Origin of the sequence: Sphingomonas sp. Leaf38 (assembly GCF_001421825.1) — a bacterium.
In the GTDB taxonomy this organism is placed as follows: Bacteria; Pseudomonadota; Alphaproteobacteria; order Sphingomonadales; family Sphingomonadaceae; genus Sphingomonas.
In genome coordinates this window covers 12,811-29,852 of record NZ_LMLD01000015.1, presented here as the reverse complement: position 1 = coordinate 29,852, position 17,042 = coordinate 12,811, and the positions used below count along the sequence as shown (strand labels likewise).

The following is a 17,042-nucleotide window of genomic DNA, read 5'->3' as shown; positions in this document are numbered from 1 at the left end:
AGCTGTGTCACGACGGTCATCCGGTTCCCCTACGCCTGGCTTGCGCTGCGCTACAGTGGACAATTTGTCCAATGGGCGCTGCACTGCAACATCGGCATGGCTTTAGCATCGCGAGGGATAGCATATATTACCCCTGCCCGCATCCGCCGGAACGGCGTATGATCGGGTTCGCGCCCCGAAGAGCGAGTTGAAGAATGAGTGCAAACACAATCCCCGAGACGAGCTTCGAAGCCGACGCTCGCAGTATCCACAGCGACGGCGAACACGTCACGCCGGGCGTGATCGCGATCGGCGTGGTGATCGGCCGCACTTCGGAATTCTTCGACTTCTTCGTGTTCGCGATCGCCTCGGTGCTCGTGTTCCCGACCTTGGTGTTCCCGTATGTCGACCGGTTGCAGGGCACGCTCTATTCGTTCGCGGTGTTCGCGCTGGCGTTCTTCGCCCGCCCGATCGGCACGATCATCTTCATCGCGGTCGATCGCGCTTATGGCCGAAGCGTCAAACTGACGATCTCGATCTTCCTGCTCGGCACCTCGACCGTGGCGATGGGGTTCATCCCCAGCTACGAGTCGGCGGGCAACTGGTCGGTCGCGATCCTCGCCCTGCTGCGCATCGGCCAGGGCATCGCGCTCGGCGGCGCTTGGGACGGCTTGGCGTCACTCCTGTCGCTCAACTCGCCTGAGAAGCATCGCGGCTGGTATGCGATGCTGCCGCAGCTGGGGGCGCCGATCGGTTTGCTGGTCGCCAGCGGCCTGTTCGCGTTCTTCGTGGCGGCGCTGCCCAACGAGGACTTCTTCGCCTGGGGTTGGCGCTATCCGTTCTTCGTGGCGTTCGCGATCAACGTCGTCGCGCTGTTCGCTCGCCTCCGCCTCGTGGTGACCCCAGAATTCGAAGAGATGTACGCCAAGCGCGAGCTCGAGCCCGCGCCGGTCGTCGAGACCGTGCAGTCGCAGTGGAAAGCGATCTGGCTCGGCTCGTTCGTGCCGCTCGCCAGCTTCGCTCTGTTCCACATGGTGACGGTGTTCCCGCTGTCGTGGGTCGTGCTGTTCACGCGCGAGGCGCCCGCGCGCTTCCTGATGGTCGAGGTGATCGGCGCGGTGATCGGGATCGGCGCGATGCTGGTCTCGGGTCTGCTGGCGGACCGGTTCGGGCGTCGCACGATGCTGGGGACGATCGCGGTGCTGATCGCGCTGTTCGCGATCGCGGCACCGTCGCTGCTGGGTGGCGGCGAGGTCGGCGAGCGCCTGTTCATGGGCATCGGCTTCCTGTTGTTCGGCCTGTCGTTCGGCCAGTCCTCGGGCGCGATCGCCTCGAGCCTGTCGCCGCAGCACCGATATACGGGGTCGGCGCTGACGACCGATCTGGCGTGGCTGTTCGGCGCGGGCTTCGCGCCGCTGGCGGCACTGCTGTTGACGAGCGAGCTGGGTCTCGCCGCGAGCGGCGCCTATCTGTTTTCGGGCGCGGTGTTCACGCTGGTCGCGCTGGGGCTGAACAAGCAGCTCGCCAAGCGCGACATCGCGCGCTGAGCTGCCGAGGCTGACGGACCTACCAACAAGATCCCACCCCGGCGAAGGCCAGGGCGCAATTGGGGGACGGGGATGGCCAAGGTGTTCCCCGCCTTACCACGACCTAGCAAATTTGGCCCCGGCCTTCGCCGGGGTGGTGGTTCCGGGAATGCTTTGAGTTGCCGACACATTGTCACCCCAGCGAGCGCTGGGGTCTCCCCGGGGCGGATGCCGTACCCCGGAACAGGAAGATCCCAGCTTTCGCTGGGATGATGGCGAAAGCAATTACGCCCGCCGACGATCGATCGCCCAAGACAGCGCCCAGATCGCAAACCCGCCGAGCGCGAGCGCGGTCCCGACCCAGCCGGTGGACGGCAGCCCGAACCCACCCGCAATCGCCAGGCCGCCAAGCCAGGGCCCGATCGCATTCGCGGTATTGAACGCGGAATGGTTGAGCGCCGCCGCCAAGGTCTGCGCCTCCTCGGCAACATCCATCAGTCGCGTCTGGAGGATGGTCGACAATCCGCCCCCGCACCCGATCAGCACCACCACCGGCAGGATCGCCCATAGATGCGGTGTCGCCGGTGCGTAGAGCGCCAGCGCCGCTGCCCCGAACAGCAAGGTGATCCCTGCGGCGGGCATCAGCGCGACGTCCGCCGCCTTTGCGCACACCAGCGTGCCGATCGTCATCCCGACGCCGAACAGCGCGAACGCGACAGGCGTGAACGCGGACGATACGCCCGTCACCTCGGTCAGCGTCGAGGCGAGATAGGTATAGACGCAGAAGATTCCGCCGAACCCGACCGCGCCGATCGCCAGCGTCAGCCATACCTGCCCGTTGCGCAGCGCCGCCAGTTCGCCGAGCGGGCTTGCATCCTTTGCCGGTCGCAGGACCGGTGCGAATTTGGACAGCATCAGCACCGTCGCCGCGGCAATGATCGCCACGATCCCGAACCCCCAGCGCCAGCCGAACCACTGGCCAATGCCATTGGCGAGCGGCACCCCGGCAATCGTCGCGATCGTCAGCCCGAGCATCATCCGCGACACCGCGCGCGACCGCTTCTCGCGCGGCACCATCGACGCCGCGACCAGCGCCCCAACGCCAAAATACGCGCCATGCGGCAACCCGCTCAGGAACCTGGCGAGCAACATCAGGTGATAGGTCGGCGCGAGCGCGGACAGCCCGTTGGCGATCCCCAGAAACGTCATCAGCCCGATCAGCAGCACGCGCCGCTCGATCTTCGCGGCCAGCACCGCGATCGTCGGGGCCCCGACGACGACGCCGAGCGCATAGGCGCTGATCACGTGCCCCGCAGTCGGTTCGTCGATCCCAAGTCCGCGCGCAAACTGCGGCAACAGGCTCATCGCGGCGAACTCGGTAGTCCCGATCGCGAACCCACCCACCGCAAGCGCGAGCAACGCCAGCCGTGCATTGACGGATCGGGCGGCGGGTGGGGCTGCGACTGCAGCGACTGGAACGGCTTGGTCGGTGTCGATCATGCGATTCATTTCGCAGTTGCAGCATGAAGCTTCAACCCGCGGACGCCCGATCAAATATCAGCCGCGCCCAAGCCTGTGTTCGTCGGCAATCGCACCGGTCAGACCACATCCCCGATCGGCGTGGTCATGATCACGCGCAGGCCAGGCATGTTGTCGTCATGCTCGATCGTGCCCGACAGCCCGGCGACGATCGCGTTCATCATCCGGCTGCCAAACCCTTCGCGCGTGCCGACCTTGCCCGAGCCCTCGTCCGCGACGATCAGCCGAAGGCGGTTGCGATACTGTTCGAGTGCGATCAGGATCGGGCCTGGACGTCCGCCATACGCGTATTTGCTGGCGTTGATGACGAGCTCGGTCAGCACCAAACCGATGTTCACCGCGCGATCGGTCGGCACCAGGATCGGCGCGAGATCGAGCCGCATGTGCGCCGCCCAGTCCGCCCCAAGCGAGGTCTTCATGTCGCCCGCCAGCTCCTCGAGATAGCGCGACAGATCGACCGACTCGACCTGATCGTCGCGGTACAGCCGGCGATGCACCAGCGCGACCGCGGACAGCCGCGCCTGCGCCTCGGCGAGATGCTCCTTCACCTTGGCATCGTCGGACGCCTTGGCCTGCAGCGCGAGGAACGCCGCGACCAGCTGAAGACTGTTCTGGACGCGATGGTTGACCTCCTTCATCAGGACGTCCTTCTGCGCGATCAGCACGTCCTTGTCGGCCAGCGTGCGTTGCAGGTCGGCGTTGAGCAGGCGAAGCCGCTGGTTGATATGCGCATCGTGGAACGCGCGGCGCAACCGGTGCGCGGCCTCGACTTCCTCAAGCGTCCAGCAGCGCGATCGCCCGGACACGACCTGCGTCCAGGATTCGAACGAGGCGCGCGGGGTCAGCGCCGCGGTCGGGTCGAGCGCCACCGCCTTGTGCGGATTACCTGCCCATTCGACCTCTTCGGCCTGTTCGGCGCGGAACCACAACAGCATCGCGCCCTCGTCGATTAGCGGCAACGCCAGGACACCGCTCGCGCACGTCCGATACGTATCCGCACGCGGGAACAGCACGGGAAGTTCGTGCGTCGCGAAGGTGTCGATTCCGCTGCGCGCGGACACCCAGGCGGCGAGATCGCGGATGTCGTCTTTCGCCGGGCACACGCCCCCGGTGTCGACGACCGTTCCCTGAACGAATGCGAAGCCGTCGCCATCGAGCATCCGCCGCAGATCGTCGCGCAGTGCGGCGACGGTGCGGCGCGGCGCAGGCTCGGTCGCGAGCTTTGGAATCACCGCGTCTTCCGCACCGCGCAGGCGCAGCCTTTCGCGGTAGATCTCGGCCTCCTCCTTGGCGCGGATCTGGCGGGCGAGACCGCTGGCAAGCGTCGCGGACGCGGCGCGGATGTCGGGCGTCAGGCCGCGCGGCGATCCGTGGTGGCACGCGATCATACCCCAGAGTACACCGTCCTTGACGATCGAAATCGATGCCGAGGCAGCAACCCCCATGTTGGCGAGATAGCGCAAGTGGATCGGCGAGACGCTGCGCAACGCGACGTCGCTCAGATCGATCGACTCGAACCCGGCGGGACGCAGCACCGCGGGCGTGTAGCTGATCGTCGGGATCGTCCGCGTCCGATTGCGCACATACAGCACGCGAGCCTGTTTAGGGATATCCGACGCGGGGAAGTGATGATGGAGGAAGGTGCCGAGTCCGTCGACCTTGTCCTCCGCCATCACGCGGCCGGCTTCGTCATCGAGAAAGCGGTAGACCATGACCCGGTCGAACCCGGTGAGCTGGCGGAACGCAATCGCGGCGCGGGCGCATAGCGCGTTCAGATCGGTCGCGCGCTCGAACGTTGCGGCCATCGCGTTGAGCCGACCGAGCATGTATGCCGCGGTCACCGGCGCGACGTCGACCTGTTCGAGTTCGACGAGCACGTGATCGCCGGCGCGGTGGAGCGTCACTTCGAACCGCCCCGTCAGCCCGACAACGGGTTCGCCGATGAGGCCCCCCAGCGGTATCTCGTCGGCGAGCAGCGACCGGACGTCCTGCGCAATCAGCCGCGACAGATCCGCGCCGAGCCATTCGGGCGACAATCGCCGTTCGATATCGCCGGCACCCGCGACGATCGCCAGCGATTCCGCATCGGCGACCAGCAACAGGCCGTGCGGCTGAATCGCACCGGGAATATGGATCGGCTCGCGGTCGCAGGCGGTCAGATCGAGCCCGCTGTCCTGGCGCTGCGCGAGATCGAGCGCGGCGGTATCGGCATCGGTCAACGTCGTCATCGGCCAAGGCCCTCCTCGTCTCAAGCTCCGCTTTGCCGACGTCCGCGGAACAAAGCAAATACCCCGGCCTTGTCAGCATATTGATCGAAATCAGTTCTGTGGCGCCGACTCGGCATAGCGGCGCGCGATGACCGCGCAGGCGACCAGTTGCAACTGGTGGAACAGCATGACCGGCAACAGGATCACGCCGACCTTCGCAGGCGGGAACAGCACACCCGCCATCGGCACGCCCGACGCCAGGCTCTTCTTCGATCCGCAGAATTGCAGCACGATCGCATCCTCGCGCGGCAGCTTCATCAGCCGTGCGACCGCGAAGGTGAGCGCCAGGACGAAGGCGAGCAACGCCGCGCACAACAGGCCGATCAGGATCAGGTCGCCGATCGACAATCGGGTCCACAATCCCTCGACCACCGCCGCGCCGAACGCGCTGTAGACGACCAGCAGGATCGACCCGCGATCGACCAATGTCAGCAGCGCCTTCTTCCGCGTGACCCAGGCGCCGATCCATGGTCGCAACAGATGACCCGCGACGAACGGCACGAGCAGTTGCAGCACGATCGCCTCGACGCTTTCGACCGAGATGCCACCGCTCCCCGACACGTTCATCAACAGCGCCACCAGCGCCGGTGTGACGATGATCCCGAGCAGATTGGAGAACGACGCGCTGCACACCGCCGCCGCAACATTGCCGCGCGCGATTGCGGTGAAGGCGATCGACGACTGGACGGTCGAGGGCAGTAGCGTCAGAAACAACAGCCCGGCAGCGAGCGGCCCGGTGACGAACGGCAGCGCGCTGAGCCCGAGCCCGAACAGCGGGAACGCAACGAACGTCACCGCCAGCACGGCGAGGTGCAGCTTCCAGTTGCGCAGACCCGACACGATCGCCTCGCGCGACAGCTTTGCGCCGTGCAGGAAAAAGAGCAGGACGATACCGATGTCCGCCGCATAGCCGACGATCGTCGCCATCTCGCCGCGCGCCGGCAGCAGGCTCGCCAGCACCACGGTCCCGAGCAGCATCAGGATGAACGGCTCGAACACCGCCAGAAAGCGTCCGATCATTGATGCGCCTTCACATAGGCATCGAGCGTCGCGAGGTGGCCGCTGAGCGCCGCATCGTCGAGAAAGCTGCCGAGGAAGCTGTTCCGGGCAAGCGTGACGACCTGATCGCGCGACAAATTCTTCGCGCGCGCGGTCTGCCGGAAATTCTCGCCGATATAGCCGCCGAAATAGGCAGGGTCGTCCGAATGGATCGTCGCCCGCAGGCCGAGATCGAGCATCCGGTCGATCGGATGGTTCTCCAGCCGGTCGACGTTGCGCAGCGCAACGTTCGACAACGGGCACACGGTCAACGTCATCGCGTCGCGCGCCAGGCGGGCGACCAGCGTCGGATCCTCCAGCGCGCGGTTGCCATGATCGATCCGGTCGACCTGCAGGATGTCGAGCGCCTCGTGGATGTAGGCGGGCGGGCCTTCCTCGCCGGCATGGGCGCACAGCATCAGCCCGGCATCCCCCGCCGCCGCGAACACGCGGGCGAACTTCGACGGCGGATGCCCGACCTCGGACGAATCGAGCCCGACGCCGATGAACTGGTCGAGCCACGGCTCGGCCTGCGCGAACGTCTTGAACGCATCCTCCTCATCGAGATGCCGCAGGAAACTCATGATCAGCCCTACGCTCATGCCGTGCTTGGCCTGCGCCTCGTCGATGCCGGCGAACAGCCCGCGCGCGACCACGTCGAACGGGATGCCGCGATGCGTGTGCGTCTGCGGATCGAAGAAGATCTCGGCATGGATCACGCCGTCCTGCGCGACCCGGTCGAAATAGGCGGCCGCGAGATCGCGGAAATCCTCCTCGGTCTGGAGCACCGCCGCGCCGGCATAATAGATGTCGAGAAAGGTCTGGAGATTGGTGAAGCTGTACGCCGCGCGGACGTCCTCGACGCTCTTGAACGGGATCGCCACCTTGTTGCGCTCGGCCAGCGCGAACATGAGTTCGGGCTCCAGGCTGCCCTCGATATGCAGGTGGAGTTCGGCCTTGGGCAGGGTCGTGATGAAGTCGCCGTTCATAAAAGGTGGGGTCATGGCTCGTCCTGTCGCTTTGGGGGCGTCGGCTGCAACCATTCCGCGCGCCGCGCACTACCGCAAGTACGAAAGCCGTTGCATGACAATCCTGTCACGTTACCGAGCGCGTAACCGCACGCTAAGGACAGACTCGATGCCCACAGGACTGGTCGCACTGCTCGACGACATCGCCGGGATCACCAAGCTCGCCGCCGCGAGCCTCGACGATATTGGTGCTGCGACCAGCAAGGCGGGCAGCAAGGCGATCGGCGTGGTCGTCGACGATGCAGCGGTCACGCCGCGCTACATGGTCGGATTCGAGCCCAAGCGCGAACTGCCGATGATCGGGAAGATCGCGCTGGGCTCGTTTCGCAACAAGCTGCTCTTCATCCTCCCCGCCGCGCTCGCGCTGAGCGCGTTCGCGCCGTGGTTGCTGACGCCGTTGCTGATGATCGGCGGGACCTACCTCTGCTTCGAGGGTGCGGAGAAGATCCTCGAGGCGGTCGGCGGCGGCCATGCCGAGGAGGTCGTCGACGTCCCGACCGACGCGAAGGCGCTGGAGAGTCAGAAGGTCTCGGGCGCGATCCGCACCGATTTCATCCTTTCGGCCGAGATCATGGTGATCGCGCTGTCGGACGTTGCGACCAAGCCGATCTGGGAACAGGCGATCGTGCTCGCGATCGTCGGCATCGTCATCACGATCGGCGTCTACGGCGTGGTCGCGCTGATCGTGAAGATGGACGATATCGGCCTGCATCTCGCGCAGCGCAGCAGTGCCGCGGTCCAGGCGATCGGCCGCGGGCTGGTGAAGGGCATGCCGATCGTGATGGCCGCGCTGTCGGTGATCGGGACGGCGGCGATGGTATGGGTCGGCGGACAGATCATCGTCCACGGGGTCGAGACGTTCGGCTTTACGGCGATCCCGCACTGGATCCACGATACGGCCGAGCACGCGGCGGCGGCAGTACCGTTCGCCAAGGGCGCGGTGAACTGGGCGGTGAACGCGTTCTTCTCGGGCGTGGTCGGCCTGATCCTCGGCGGCGCGATCGCGCTGGGCTTGCACGCGGTGAAGAAGCCCAAGGCGCACTGACCAACCAGCTATTCCGTGTTCTCCCGCGCAGGCGGGAGCCCAGTCTGGGTCCCCGCCTTCGCAGGGAAACACGCCGCGGTTGGTTAGGAGGCCCTATCACCAATCGCCACCCCGGCGGAGGCCGGGGTCCAATTGGGGAACGGCGGTAACGGCCGACAGCCCCTTGTTACTTCGCCCTTCCCAATTGGGCCCCGGCCTTCGCCGGGGTGGTGTCTCTTTGTGGAAGATTAGCTCCTACTCGGCGGTCCACTTGTTCATCCAGCCGATCACCTCGCCATACCATTGGCGCGAGTTCTTCGGCTTGAGCACCCAGTGGTTCTCGTTCGGGTTGACCAGCAGCCGCGACGGAATCCCGCGCCGCTGGAGCGCGGTAAACGTCGCCAGCCCTTGCGTGTAGGGAATGCGGAAATCCTTCTCGCCGGTGATGACCAGCATCGGCGTCTTCCACTTGGCGACGTAATTGACCGGGTTCCATTTCTCGAACGCCTGCGGGTCCTCGTAATAGGCCTTCCCGCCATGCTCCCATTCGTCGAACCAGAGTTCCTCGGTCTCGTAGGCCATCGCGCGCGCATCGAAGACGCCGTCATGCTGGACGATGCACTTGAAGCGATCGGGCCACTGCCCCTCGATCCAGTTCATCATGTAACCGCCATACGACGCGCCGAGCGCGCAGGCGTTGTCCGCATCGAGCCAGGTGAACTTGTCGGTCGCGGCCTTCAGACCCTTTTGCAGATCCTCGAGCGGCCACCCGCCCCAGTTGTTGCTGATCGCATCGGTGAAGCGCTGCCCGTAGCCGGTCGACCCGTGGAAATCGACCGCGACGAGGCCGTAGCCCGCGCCGGCGAACACCGCCGGGTTCCAGCGATACGACCAGCTGTTGTTGCTCGATCCCTGCGGTCCGCCATGGACCATGTAGGCGACCGGCACCTTCCCCGTGCTGCCAGAGGGTTTCACCGCATAGCCCCAGACGGTGTCGGCGTTGGCGCCCTTGAAGTTGAACCGCGTGACGGTGGGCAGGTCGATCCCGGCGAGCCTTGCAGCATTGACCTGGGTCAAACGCTGCGGTGCGCCGCTGCCCGCGATCCGGTAGAAATCGGCCGGCGCGGTCAGGCTGTCGATCGCCACCACGGGTCCGCGCGGGGTGATCGCGACCGCGCTGACATGCCCCTCCTGCGTCAGCCGCGTGACGGCACCGCTTGCCGCATCGACGCGGAACAGCGGCGTTTCCTGCGTGTCGTCGGCGGTGACGTAGAGCGACTTCGAATCGGGTGCCCAGGCGATCGAGCCGACCGACCGGTCCCAGCGCTCGGTCAGCGACACCGTCTTGCCGGTCGCGATGTCGCGCACGGTGAGCACCTGCCGATCGGCCTCGAACCCGGGCCGGCGCATCGCGAAATAGGCAAGGCTGCGGCCATCGGGTGACACCGTCGGCAGATTGTCGGTCGCCTGGTTCGCCTTGGTCAGGTTGACCGGCGCGGCCGAGCCGTCTGCGGGTACCGAGAAGATGTCCAAATTCGTCGACAGCGCCTCGATCCGCCCCGCCTCCCGCAGCGCGAAATACACGGTGCGACCGTCCGGGCTCCACGAGACTTCCTCGCCCCCTCCGAACGGCTTGGACGGTGCATCGCCGACGAGCGCACCGACCAAGGGCACGCCGTTGCCGGTCGCACCGGCTGCGGTCAGCGGCAACACGAACAATTGCGAGCGCGTGCCGTCGGCCCATGTGTCCCAGTGGCGGACGAAGAGCTGGTCGTACGTGCGGCCTACGCCGGCGTTCGGATCCTTCTTTTCCATTGCCGGCGCGAGGCTCGGAGCCCCCGGCTTGCGGTCCGCCCAGACGAGCAGTCTGTCGCCGGTCGGTGCGACCTTGAAGCCACTGAAGCCGCCCGTGAAGCTGGTGAGGCGGCGCGGGGTGCCGCCGGTGATCGGCATCGACCAGATGGCGTCCTCGCCGCCCTTGTCGGAGGTGAAATAGACGGTGGTGCCAACGATCTGCGGATCGTTCTCGTTGACCTGTGGGTCGGCGAGCAGCTTCACCGGGGCAGCCCCCTGCTTGCTCAGGTCGAGCCGCCAGAGATCGAAGCGGCCCTTGTCCGCGGCGAGATCGGTCTCGCGCTGCGCCCAGACGAGCCAGCGCCCGTCCTGCGACGCGGCCGGCGCGCCGACGCGGCTGAGCATCGTGACGTCATCGATAGTGAGCTGCCGGGCGGCGGCGGGGGCACTCGCTAGGGCGAGCACGGCGAGGCTGGCGGAAAGCATGATCTTCATGGCGCCGAACATAGGAGGATTGCAGGAGCGGGCGCAATCATCGCGGTCGGCGGTGCGGATACCGGCCCACGCTTACCCTGTTCTCCCGCGAAGGCGGGAGTCCAGGAGTCACGAACGCTGCCGCCCGCGACCCTGGACTCCCGCGTTCGCGGGAGAACAGAGGGCGCGGGGCACTATCGACGACGGAAGCGTTATCATGGGCCATGCCGCTCAAGCATTCCTTTCCACCCGTCGCCGCTCCGGACGCGCGTCTGCTCGTCCTCGGCAGCCTGCCCGGCGACCGGTCGCTCGCCGCGCAGCGTTATTACGCGCATCCGCAAAACCAGTTCTGGCAGCTTATGTCGCCGGTCGTCGGTTGCGACCTGACGGTGCTCGACTATGACGACCGGCTCGCGGCGTTGCGCGTGGCGCGCGTTGCGCTGTGGGACGTGATCGGTTCGGCGCGCCGCGCAGGGAGCACCGATGCGGCGATCGCCGATATCGAAGGCAACGACCTCCCCGCGCTGATCGCCACCCTGCCCGACCTCCGCGCGATCGGCTTCAACGGCAGCACCGCGCTGAAATACGGTCGCAAGCTGCTCGGGCCCGACTTCGCCGACGCGCAGATCGTCGCGCTGCCGTCGAGCAGCCCACTGCACACGGTCGGGCTCGCTGCCAAGCTTCCCGCCTGGACCGCGCTCGCGGGGTTTCTGGACGATCGCGACTGACTGTTTCCGTATCGCGATTACGACGCTTCTATGCGCTGGCTAAACGTCACGCGGTCCGTCATGGGCGGCAAATGTCGATCGAGAGCTTCATCACCCAATACGGCCTGGCCGCGATCTTTCTGGGGGCGGCGTTCGAGGGGGAGACCAGCGTCGTCACCGGCGGGCTGCTCGCGCACCAGCATCTGCTGCCGCTGGTCGGCAGCGCCGCAGCGGCGGTGACGGGGTCGTTCTTCGCGGATCAGCTGTTCTTCTTCGCCGGACGACGATACCGCGACACCAAGCCCGTCCGCCGGATCGCCGAAAAACCCGCCTTCGCCAAGGCGCTCGATACGCTCGACCGGCATCCGACGATCTTCATCCTCGGTTTTCGCTTCCTGTACGGGTTGCGCACGATCAGTCCGATCGCGGTCGGTACCTCGCACGTCCCGGCGCGCACCTTCGTTGTGCTCAACGCGATCTCGGCGCTGGTGTGGGGCGTCGTGTTCACCGGGATCGGCTATGTGTTCGGCGACGGCCTGATCGAGCTGGTCGACACGGTCATGCCCAGGCAGAAGCTGGTTGGCGTGGCGATCTTGGTCGCGGTCGCGGCGCTGATGATCGCCGCGATCCGCTTCTGGCGAGGCCGCCACGCGCGCAAGGCCGGCGCAGCGGGCGCCTCACCCGACGACGACGTCAGCCCAGATCGTTCTCGCTGATCACGACGATCTCCTGGTCGGGGTCGCGCGCCAGTGCCACGACGCCGAGATCGGCGATCTCTTCGGCATGCTGTTTGAAGATCGCGACGGCATCGCCCTCCGGGGCCACGGTGCTCAGCGCTTCGAGCACGTCATACTGCACCGCGAACTGATAACGCTCGTCGCTCACTTCGCCCTCGAACTCGACCTGGTGCAGGTCGCTATTGTCCTCGAGCGTCTTCAGATCGATGTCCAACCGGTCTTCGGCCATGCGTATCACTCCTTGATAGATGGCCGTTAAGCGCGGTTGGACACTCGATGTTCCAAGCTTAGACGTCGAGATTGGCGACGTTGAGCGCGTTGTCCTGGATGAACTCGCGGCGCGGTTCGACGACTTCGCCCATCAGCTGCGTGAAGATCTCGTTCGCGCTCTCGGCATTCACCGCGGTCACGCGGAGCATCGAGCGGACGGTCGGATCGAGCGTGGTTTCCCACAGCTGCTCGGCGTTCATCTCGCCCAGCCCCTTGTAGCGCTGGATCGCGAGGCCCTTGCGGCCCGCGGTCAGGATCGCATCGAGCAGGTGGCTCGGGCGCGAGACCTGGGTCGAGCCGCGCGTGGCGACGACGATCGTGGCAGAGCCGATCACGCCGGCCTCAGGTTCCGCACCCTCTTCGGCCTCGGGCTCGTCGGCCTGCGTGGCCTTGCTTGCCGGGATCAGGTTCGAGGTCTGCGCATAGCTCTCGGCCTGCTCGGCCGACAGCGAATGCAGCTTGCGCGCCTCCGCCGACACCAGGAAGCTTGCCTCGATGATGTGGTGATCGGTGACACCGCGCCAGGCGCGCTGGAAGTGGATGCCGCCCTCTTCGGTCAGCACCGCGGTCCAGCGTGCATCGCCGTCGTCGAGTTCGAGACGACGCGTGACGGTCTCGAGACGCGAGGTGCGATCCGCGACCGAGGCCTCGGGATCGAACACGCCACCGAGCGCCAGCGCCTCGATCATCCCCGCATCGTAGCGCTTGGGGACGTAGCGCATGAGCGTGCGCATCCGGCGCGCATGGTCGACCAGATCCTTGAGCGTGTCGCCCGTGCGGGTTCCGGCGGGGCCTTCGAGGACCATCGTCGAGACACCGGCATCGACCAGATATTCGTCGAGTGCGGCGTCATCCTTCAGGTACATTTCCGACCGGCCCTTGGTCGCTTTGTAGAGCGGCGGCTGGGCGATGTAGAGATAGCCGCCCTCGATGATCTTGGGCATGTGACGGTAGAACAGCGTCAGCAACAGCGTGCGGATATGCGCGCCGTCGACGTCTGCGTCGGTCATGATGACGATCTTGTGGTAGCGCAGCTTGTCCGCGTTGAAGTCGTCGCGGATGCCGGTGCCCATCGCGGTGATGAGCGTGCCGATCTCGCGGCTCGACAACATGCGGTCCTCGCGGGCGCGCTCGGTGTTGAGGATCTTGCCGCGCAACGGGAGGATCGCCTGGAAATGGCGATCGCGGCCCTGCTTGGCCGAACCGCCTGCCGAGTCACCCTCGACCAGGAACAGCTCGGACTTGGCGGGATCGCGCTCCTGGCAGTCGGCGAGCTTGCCGGGCAGCGAGGCGATGTCCATCACGCCCTTGCGCCGCGTCAGTTCGCGCGCGCGCTTGGCAGCTTCGCGCGCGGCGGCGGCGTCGATGATCTTGGCGACGATCGCCTTGCCGTGCGCGGGGTTCTCTTCGAGCCATTCGGCCATCTTGTCGGCCATCAGGCTTTCCAAGGGCTGGCGGACTTCGGACGAGACGAGCTTGTCCTTGGTCTGGCTGCTGAACTTGGGATCGGGCAGCTTGACCGAGACGATCGCGGTGAGACCCTCGCGCATGTCCTCGCCGGTGAGCTGGACCTTTTCCTTCTTCAACAGGCCCGATTTCTCGGCATAGTTGTTGAGCGTACGCGTCAACGCGGCGCGGAACGCGGCCATGTGCGTGCCGCCGTCGCGCTGGGGTATGTTGTTCGTGAAGGCGAGGACGTTTTCGTAATAGGAGTCGTTCCACTGGAGCGCGACGTCCATCGTGACGTCGTCGCGCGTGCCCGAAATCGCGACCGGCTCGGGCATCAACGGCACCTTGGCGCGATCGAGATACTTCACGAACGCGGCGATCCCGCCTTCGTAATAGAGCTCGACGGTCTTCATCTCCTCGTGCCGCGCGTCGGACAGGAACAGGCGGACGCCCGAATTGAGGAAGGCGAGCTCGCGGTAGCGATGCTCGAGCTTGTCGAAGTCGAAATCGGTGATCTTGAAGGTGGCGGGCGACGGGAAGAAGGTGACGCGCGTGCCCTTCTGGCCCTCGGCTGCGTCGCCAACGATCTTGAGCGGCAGCACCGCGTCGCCGAACGCGAAGCGCATGTAATGCTCCTTGCCGTCGCGCCAGATCGTCAGGTCGAGCCACTCGCTGAGCGCGTTGACGACCGAGACGCCGACGCCGTGCAGGCCGCCCGAGACCTTGTATGCGTTCTCGTCGTTGGTGTTTTCGAACTTACCGCCGGCGTGGAGCTGGGTCATGATGACCTCGGCCGCCGAGACGCCTTCCTCGGTGTGGATGCCGGTCGGGATGCCGCGGCCGTTGTCGGTGACGCTGACCGATCCGTCGGCGTTCAGAACGATGTCGATCCGGTCGCAATGCCCGGCAAGCGCCTCGTCGATCGCGTTGTCGCTAACCTCGAACACCATGTGGTGGAGGCCCGACCCGTCGTCGGTATCGCCGATATACATGCCGGGGCGCTTGCGCACTGCGTCGAGGCCCTTGAGGACCTTGATCGAGTCGGCGCCATAGTCGCCCTGGTTGGGCAGGTTGGGATTATTGGTTTCGGGGTTGGATGCCATGCCCAGCATATAGGCATCGGACGGCCGAAACGGAAGCGAAATGGCCTGTAGGGACAGCGGCGCGGGGGAGTGAAGTTCACGAAGTTCACACGCTGAGAGTGTTTTGGGGCGGGTGTGCACTTCGGGTGTCGGGCGAAACGGTCGCGAGGGGGTTCGGATCGCCATGCGTGGAGGGTGGCAGGGTGGCGCCGTGTAGGACAGGGGGGTGGGTAATCCCGTTGTTAAAGCCACCACCCCGGCGGAGGCCGGGGCCCAATTGGGGGACATAATCGACGGAGGGCCGCCCCCGGTTACGACCACCTTTCCAATTGGGCCCCGGCCTTCGCCGGGGTGGTGGGGTATGTCCCTCTCCCCCGGGGGGGAGAGGGAGTTGGTGGTTAGAAGCGGTCGGCGCGTTGGCCTAGCAGCGTCACTTCGACGCGGCGGTTGAGGCGCATGCCCGCCGCGGTCGTGTTCGTCGCGACCGGCTGGCGCTCGCCGTGGCCGACGACGCTAAAGCGCGCGCGGACGACGTCCATGTCGTCGAACGCCTGGCGGACGCTTGCCGCGCGGCGCTCGGACAAGTCCTGGTTGTGCGCGTCGGTGCCGCGCGAGTCGGTGAAGCCGTCGATCGCCACGCGGACGCCCGGATTGCCGCGCAGATAGCCGGCGAGCGGGCGCAGCTTCTCGATCGCGCCGGGGCGGAGCACCGCGCTGTCGGTGCGGAACAGCACGTCCTCCTGCAGCGTCAGCGTCGCGCCGCGCGGGGTCTGGCGGAAGCCGTAGTTGCGCATCGCGCCGCGGTCCCACGTCGTCGTGGTCTCGACCACCGTGGTGCCGCCGCCGCGGTCGCCGCGATAGCCACCCGGGTTGCGGCCATAGGCGTCCCAGTCGAACCGGTCGCGGCGCGGGCCGGCGATGCGCGCGAACTCGCGGTTGGCGTCGTCGGCTTCGCGGCGGTTGATCCGGCCGTCGCCGTTGGCGTCAAAATTGGGCATCACGAACGCGCGACCGCGCGGCGTATTGCGCAGTTCGGGAAACAGGATCGGCACGCCTGCACCTTCAAGGCGGTAGCCGGGGCGCAACCAGGGCGCGCGGCTCATGTCGTAGCGGCCGCCGTCGCGCGCGCCTGCGCCGACCTGCGCAACGGCGGGCGCCGTGAGGATGGGGGCGGTAGTCGCTGCGATCATCAGGACGCCAAGGGCGGCGCGCGTGAATGTCCGGGTCATTGCTGTCTCTCCAGGTCGTCGATGGACGGAGCTTTGGGCGCGTCCGCTTGAACACGCGGTGACGTCGATCGACAGCGCGCGTTCAGCCTAACGCCCGACCGCGATCCGCGTTGCCTGTGTGTCGATCGCGTCGAACAGCGCGTCCTCGGTGCCCGTCATCCACACCTGCCCGCGGCCCGCGAGCCGGGCGAACAGCGCCGCGCGGCGGGCCAGATCGAGGTGCGCGGCGACCTCGTCGAGGAGCAGAACGGGCGGGGTGCCGGTGCGTTCGGCGACGAGATCGGCATGCGCCAGGACGATGCCGAGGAGCAGCGCCTTCTGCTCGCCGGTGGAGGCGAGCGAGGCGGCGCGCGCCTTGTCGCGATGCGTGACGATCAGGTCGACGCGGTGCGGGCCCGCGAGCGTGCGCCCGGCGGCGGCATCGCGCGCGCGCGCCTGGGCGAGATCGACGTGCAGCCGGGTCGTGTCGCCGTTCCAGCCGTCGAGCGCCAGCCCGGCGCGCGGGAACGGGCCGTCGTCCTGGTCCGCGAGCCGCGCGCCGAGCAACGCCACCGTCTCGCGCCGGGCCGCGTCGACGGCGGCGCCGTGTTCGGCCATCTGCGCCTCGAGCGCGGAGAGCCAGTCGCCATCGGGGCGGCCTTCATCGGCGAGCAACCGGTTACGCGCACGCATCGCCGCGTCGTAGCGCGCGGCGTGGTGCGCGTGGGCGGGCGCGAGCGCGAGCGTGAGGCGATCGAGAAAGCCGCGGCGCTCGCCGGCGGGGGCGACGAACAGCCGGTCCATCGCAGGGGTGAGCCACAGGATGGTGAGCCACTCGGCGAGCGCGTTGGCGGTGGTGGTGGCACCCTGGATGCGGACGATGCGGCGCTCGGGCGCGGACGCCAGCGTGCCGGTCGCGA

At 66.8% G+C, this 17,042-nt stretch carries 13 protein-coding genes; 4 read left to right on the top strand and 9 right to left on the bottom strand.

Annotated elements, in window-relative coordinates:
• The first annotated feature begins 194 nt into the window (after nucleotides 1–194).
• Entirely contained in the window at nucleotides 195–1,526 is a 1,332-nt protein-coding gene (locus tag ASE88_RS17720) for an MFS transporter (protein WP_055882573.1), read from the top strand.
• A 264-nt stretch (nucleotides 1,527–1,790) separates the two neighbouring features.
• Here the strand turns inward: ASE88_RS17720 and ASE88_RS17715 are convergent, their stop codons facing one another.
• From ASE88_RS17715 to ASE88_RS17700, 4 genes are all read right to left on the bottom strand, one after another.
• Nucleotides 1,791–3,005, bottom strand: coding sequence for an MFS transporter (locus tag ASE88_RS17715; protein WP_056480630.1), 1,215 nt, complete (start codon nucleotides 3,003–3,005; stop codon nucleotides 1,791–1,793).
• A gap of 98 nt (nucleotides 3,006–3,103) precedes the next feature.
• Entirely contained in the window at nucleotides 3,104–5,272 is a 2,169-nt protein-coding gene (locus ASE88_RS17710) for a histidine kinase dimerization/phosphoacceptor domain -containing protein (RefSeq protein WP_056480463.1), read from the bottom strand.
• 90 nt (nucleotides 5,273–5,362) lie between these two features.
• Nucleotides 5,363–6,331 (bottom strand): bile acid:sodium symporter family protein, encoded by a 969-nt coding sequence (locus ASE88_RS17705; RefSeq protein ID WP_055882564.1) that lies wholly within the window; start codon nucleotides 6,329–6,331, stop codon nucleotides 5,363–5,365.
• Nucleotides 6,328–7,338, bottom strand: coding sequence for an adenosine deaminase (locus tag ASE88_RS17700; RefSeq protein WP_082466637.1), 1,011 nt, complete (start codon nucleotides 7,336–7,338; stop codon nucleotides 6,328–6,330). Before ASE88_RS17700 ends, ASE88_RS17705 begins: the two co-directional genes overlap by 4 nt.
• Nucleotides 7,339–7,486: 148 nt before the next feature.
• On the opposite strand from ASE88_RS17700, the gene ASE88_RS17695 reads away from it, so the two are divergent.
• Complete coding sequence (locus ASE88_RS17695; RefSeq protein WP_056480456.1) at nucleotides 7,487–8,422, top strand: DUF808 domain-containing protein; 936 nt, start codon at nucleotides 7,487–7,489, stop codon at nucleotides 8,420–8,422.
• Nucleotides 8,423–8,656: 234 nt separating this feature from the next.
• Here the strand turns inward: ASE88_RS17695 and ASE88_RS17690 are convergent, their stop codons facing one another.
• Nucleotides 8,657–10,690 carry an alpha/beta hydrolase family protein gene (locus tag ASE88_RS17690; protein WP_056480627.1) on the bottom strand — a complete coding sequence of 678 codons (2,034 nt, stop codon included), beginning with the start codon at nucleotides 10,688–10,690 and terminating at the stop codon, nucleotides 8,657–8,659.
• A 203-nt stretch (nucleotides 10,691–10,893) separates the two neighbouring features.
• On the opposite strand from ASE88_RS17690, the gene ASE88_RS17685 reads away from it, so the two are divergent.
• On the top strand, nucleotides 10,894–11,397 hold the full coding sequence (locus ASE88_RS17685) for a DNA-deoxyinosine glycosylase (protein WP_055882556.1): 504 nt from the start codon (nucleotides 10,894–10,896) through the stop codon (nucleotides 11,395–11,397).
• Nucleotides 11,398–11,468: 71 nt separating this feature from the next.
• Nucleotides 11,469–12,092: a DedA family protein gene (locus tag ASE88_RS17680; protein ID WP_056480453.1), complete on the top strand. Its 624-nt coding sequence runs from the start codon at nucleotides 11,469–11,471 to the stop codon at nucleotides 12,090–12,092.
• On the opposite strand, the gene ASE88_RS17675 is transcribed toward ASE88_RS17680, so the two are convergent.
• From ASE88_RS17675 to ASE88_RS17660, 4 genes are all read right to left on the bottom strand, one after another.
• Nucleotides 12,070–12,342 carry a DUF1488 family protein gene (locus ASE88_RS17675; RefSeq protein WP_056480450.1) on the bottom strand — a complete coding sequence of 91 codons (273 nt, stop codon included), beginning with the start codon at nucleotides 12,340–12,342 and terminating at the stop codon, nucleotides 12,070–12,072. The two genes, ASE88_RS17680 and ASE88_RS17675, sit on opposite strands and share 23 nt — an antisense overlap.
• Before the next feature lie 58 nt (nucleotides 12,343–12,400).
• Nucleotides 12,401–14,935, bottom strand: a complete 2,535-nt coding sequence (gyrB, locus tag ASE88_RS17670; protein WP_056480624.1) for a DNA topoisomerase (ATP-hydrolyzing) subunit B — start codon at nucleotides 14,933–14,935, stop codon at nucleotides 12,401–12,403.
• A 377-nt stretch (nucleotides 14,936–15,312) separates the two neighbouring features.
• On the bottom strand, nucleotides 15,313–16,143 hold the full coding sequence (locus tag ASE88_RS17665; RefSeq protein WP_056480447.1) for an OmpA family protein: 831 nt from the start codon (nucleotides 16,141–16,143) through the stop codon (nucleotides 15,313–15,315).
• An 87-nt stretch (nucleotides 16,144–16,230) separates the two neighbouring features.
• A partial coding sequence (locus ASE88_RS17660) for a DNA replication and repair protein RecF (protein WP_235528008.1) occupies nucleotides 16,231–17,042 on the bottom strand: 812 nt, incomplete at its 5' end.